The sequence below is a fragment of the Aureivirga marina genome (assembly GCF_015767265.1).
Taxonomy (GTDB): Bacteria; Bacteroidota; Bacteroidia; order Flavobacteriales; family Flavobacteriaceae; genus Aureivirga; species Aureivirga marina.
In genome coordinates this window covers 1,602-5,084 of the sequence record NZ_JADPIB010000014.1, presented here as the reverse complement: position 1 = coordinate 5,084, position 3,483 = coordinate 1,602, and the positions used below count along the sequence as shown (strand labels likewise).

The 3,483-nt window shown below is 46.5% G+C and carries 2 tRNA genes and 2 rRNA genes; all 4 read right to left on the bottom strand.

The window, feature by feature from the left end:
* Positions 1 to 66: 66 nt before the first annotated feature.
* The 4 genes from rrf to I1A51_RS17530 all read right to left on the bottom strand — a co-directional run bounded on the left by rrf (position 67) and on the right by I1A51_RS17530 (position 3,461).
* Positions 67 to 175, bottom strand: a 5S ribosomal RNA gene (gene rrf / locus I1A51_RS17545).
* Between the two features lie 71 nt (positions 176 to 246).
* Positions 247 to 3,121: ribosomal RNA gene (locus tag I1A51_RS17540) — 23S ribosomal RNA — on the bottom strand.
* 125 nt (positions 3,122 to 3,246) lie between these two features.
* Positions 3,247 to 3,320 (bottom strand) — tRNA-Ala (locus tag I1A51_RS17535).
* A gap of 67 nt (positions 3,321 to 3,387) precedes the next feature.
* Positions 3,388 to 3,461, bottom strand: a tRNA-Ile gene (locus I1A51_RS17530).
* Between the last annotated feature and the right edge of the window lie 22 nt (positions 3,462 to 3,483).

The window sequence follows — 3,483 nt, the reverse complement described above, 5'->3', positions numbered from 1 at the left end:
AGCGAAGTCAAATCTCAATTCAAAGCAAAAAAAAATCCTGATTCAAAAAAAGAATCAGGATTCAAAAAAAGGCGATGACATACTCTCCCACCAAAGGCAGTACCATCTGCGCTGGTAGGCTTAACTTCTCTGTTCGGAATGGAAAGAGGTGAGCCCTACCGCAATAATCACCTTAAAAAGGTAACATATTGAAATAATTTTTATCGTGTATATAGTTAATCTTGATCATTTATAAAAAAGCGGCTAGTACATAAGCCTACGGGTTATTAGTACTACTTGGCTATGACATTACTGCCTTTACACCTATAGCCTATCAACGTGGTAGTCTCCCACGACCCTTATAAAGAAATCTCATCTTGTGGTGGGTTTCGCGCTTATATGCTTTCAGCGCTTATCCCTTCCGAACGTAGCTACTCAGCAGTGCTCCTGGCGGAACAACTGATACACCAGAGGTTCGTCCAACTCGGTCCTCTCGTACTAGAGTCAGATCCACGCAAATTTCTAACGCCCGCTACAGATAGAGACCGAACTGTCTCACGACGTTCTGAACCCAGCTCGCGTGCCACTTTAATGGGCGAACAGCCCAACCCTTGGGACCTTCTCCAGCCCCAGGATGTGACGAGCCGACATCGAGGTGCCAAACCCCCCCGTCGATGTGAGCTCTTGGGGGAGATCAGCCTGTTATCCCCGGAGTACCTTTTATCCTTTGAGCGATGGCCCTTCCATGCGGAACCACCGGATCACTATGCTCTAGTTTCCTACCTGATCGACTTGTAGGTCTCTCAGTCAAGCACCCTTATGCCATTGCACTCTACACACGGTTACCAAGCGTGTTGAGGGTACCTTTAGAAGCCTCCGTTACTCTTTTGGAGGCGACCACCCCAGTCAAACTACCCACCAAGCACTGTTCTCATCTCTGAGTTAGGCTTCAGATAAGCAAAGGGTGGTATTTCAACAATGACTCCACAACGCCTAGCGACGCCGCTTCAATGTCTCCCACCTATCCTACACATTACTTATCCAAAGTCAATACTAAGCTATAGTAAAGGTTCACGGGGTCTTTTCGTCCCGTAGCGGGTAATCGGCATCTTCACCGATACTACAATTTCACCGAGCTCATGGCTGAGACAGTGTCCAGATCGTTGCACCATTCGTGCAGGTCGGAACTTACCCGACAAGGAATTTCGCTACCTTAGGACCGTTATAGTTACGGCCGCCGTTTACTGGGGCTTCATTTCAGATCTTCGCCAAAGGCTAAACCCTCCACTTAACCTTCCAGCACCGGGCAGGTGTCAGGCCCTATACATCATATTTCTATTTAGCAGAGCCCTGTGTTTTTGATAAACAGTCGCCTGGACCTTTTCACTGCGGCCAGCATCGCTGCTGGCGACCTTTCTCCCGAAGTTACAGGTCGATTTTGCCTAGTTCCTTAGCCATGAATCTCTCGAGCACCTTAGAATTCTCATCCCAACTACCTGTGTCGGTTTACGGTACGGGTTCTTATAATCTGAAGCTTAGAAGATTTTCTTGGAAGTCCTTACGTGCACTATCTGCGCAGCCGAAGCATTGCAGTACTATCTCGTCTTAGCTAGTTCGGCGCATTTAACTACCAAACCAATACCTAAACGATTCAACGAACTATTCCGTCAGTTCGCGACACTTTCAGTACTCCGTCCCTCCATCGCAATTATAAGAAGTACAGGAATATTAACCTGTTAGCCATCGACTTCCCCTTTCGGGTGCGCCTTAGGACCCGACTAACCCACAGCTGATTAGCATCGCTGTGGAAACCTTAGTCTTTCGGTGTGCGGGTTTCTCGCCCGCATTATCGTTACTTATGCCTACATTTTCTTTTGTAGAAGCTCCAGCAAACCTCACAGTTCACCTTCGGCGCCGCTACAATGCTCCCCTACCACTTATTAATAAGTCCATAGCTTCGGTAGTATACTTATGCCCGATTATTATCCATGCTTGACCACTCGACTAGTGAGCTGTTACGCACTCTTTAAATGAATGGCTGCTTCCAAGCCAACATCCTAGCTGTCTAGGTAGTCAAACCTCGTTTATTCAACTTAGCATACATTTGGGGACCTTAGCTGATGGTCTGGGTTCTTTCCCTCTCGGACATGGACCTTAGCACCCATGCCCTCACTGATATGAAACATTTTATAGCATTCGGAGTTTGTCAGGAATTGGTAGGCGGTGAAGCCCCCGCATCCAATCAGTAGCTCTACCTCTATAAAACTATACATATCGCTGCACCTAAATGCATTTCGGGGAGTACGAGCTATTTCCGAGTTTGATTGGCCTTTCACCCCTACCCACAGGTCATCCAAAGACTTTTCAACGTCAACTGGTTCGGTCCTCCACTGTGTGTTACCACAGCTTCAACCTGCCCATGGGTAGATCACTCGGTTTCGCGTCTACTACTACTAACTATACGCCCTATTCAGACTCGCTTTCGCTTCGGCTCCTTGACTGAATCAATTAACCTTGCTAATAACAGTAACTCGTAGGCTCATTATGCAAAAGGCACGCCGTCACTAAAACGAATTTTAGCTCCGACCGCTTGTAGGCGTACGGTTTCAGGATCTCTTTCACTCCCTTTCTTAGGGTTCTTTTCACCTTTCCCTCACGGTACTTGTTCACTATCGGTCTCTCAGGAGTATTTAGCCTTACCAGATGGGCCTGGTAGATTCACACAGGATTACTCGTGTCCCGCGCTACTCAGGATACCACTATCAATATCTTCGCTTACCAATACGGGACTATCACCCTCTTCGGTTCAACTTTCCAGTTGATTCTTATTCGCTCCGCATCAAATATCGTGGTCCTACAACCCCAATATTGCCGTAACAACATTGGTTTGGGCTAATCCGCGTTCGCTCGCCACTACTAACGGAATCACTATTGTTTTCTCTTCCTCCGGTTACTTAGATGTTTCAGTTCGCCGGGTTTGCCTCCTTTCGGATACTATGCCTTCAGCATAGTGAGTTGCCTCATTCGGAAATCTGCGGATCACTTCGTACGTGCCAATCCCCGCAGCTTATCGCAGCTTATCACGTCCTTCATCGCCTCTGAGAGCCTAGGCATCCGCCATACGCCCTTATTTAGCTTATTGTACTTTTTGCATCTTATTCCTTACGAAACAAGATTTACTTTTTTATTATATTTTTCTCGATTATCTATCTTACGATATCAATTATTTCAATATGTCAATGAACGTTTTAATCTTTACAGATCATGTGGAGAATATCGGAGTCGAACCGATGACCTCTTGCGTGCAAGGCAAGCGCTCTAGCCAGCTGAGCTAATCCCCCATGGCTTTGAGTGTTTAGGTTCCGTGGTCAATTTACTTAACCTTAACTCTCCCATAATAAAAACTAGTAGTCTCGGGCAGGCTCGAACTGCCGACCTCTACATTATCAGTGTAGCGCTCTAACCAGCTGAGCTACGAGACTTTATAGTTAAGTCTTTATTATT